Origin of the sequence: Vannielia litorea (genome assembly GCF_018424695.1) — a bacterium.
GTDB lineage: Bacteria > Pseudomonadota > Alphaproteobacteria > Rhodobacterales > Rhodobacteraceae > Vannielia > Vannielia litorea_A.
Genome location: NZ_QTNQ01000209.1, coordinates 1 through 706, shown reverse-complemented (window position 1 = coordinate 706; position 706 = coordinate 1). Strand labels below are relative to the sequence as shown.

At 66.1% G+C, this 706-nt stretch carries 1 protein-coding gene; it reads right to left on the bottom strand.

Features of this window, described 5'->3' with window-relative positions:
- Positions 1-603: sodium:solute symporter family transporter (locus DYI42_RS24005; protein ID WP_440870665.1), on the bottom strand; the 603-nt coding region annotated here is incomplete at its 3' end.
- Positions 604-706 lie beyond the last annotated feature (103 nt).

Sequence of the window (706 nt, the reverse complement as noted above, 5' to 3'; positions counted from 1 at the left end):
CACCAGCTTCACCACCGCCTCCACCGCGATGGCGGTCACCACCCCGTGGTGCCGCTCGTTGGCATCCAGGTTCCGGGTGCCGAAGAGGATGGTGAACAATGCAAGGCCTCCCGCGACCCAGAGCGCATTGCGCGCCGAAAGCTCCACCTCGCCCGACGACTGCGCGAAGACCTCCAGCGAAAGCGTGACGGACTGAAGCTGCAAGGCAATGTAGGGCGTGGTGCCCACCACCGCGAGCAGCGTCACCAACACCCCCAGCGTGTTGGATTTCCCGTAGCGGTTGGAAATCAGGTCGGCAATCGAGGTGATCCGCTGGGTCCGCCCCACGCGCACCAGCTTGCGCAACACCAGCCACCAGCCGGTCAGCACCAGCGTCGGGCCAAGGTAGATGGTCAGGTATTCCAGCCCGGAGCGCGCGGCGTAGCCCACTGCGCCATAGAAGGTCCAGGCCGTGCAGTAGACGCTGAGCGACAGCGTGTAGACCATCGGCGAACGCAGCCACCGCGGCATGCCCCTTTGGGCGCGGCGTTCGGCGAGGAAGGCCACGAGGAACAGAAAGCCCACGTAAAGCAGTGAGACCGCGACGAGCAGGTTAAACGACATCGTCCCTCTCGTCGCGCGCGCCCGGCGGCAACGGCGCCGAAAGTCGGGCAGCCACCAGCGCGGCCACCGCGATCAGCACCACCCAGACCCCGAAGAGATAGAG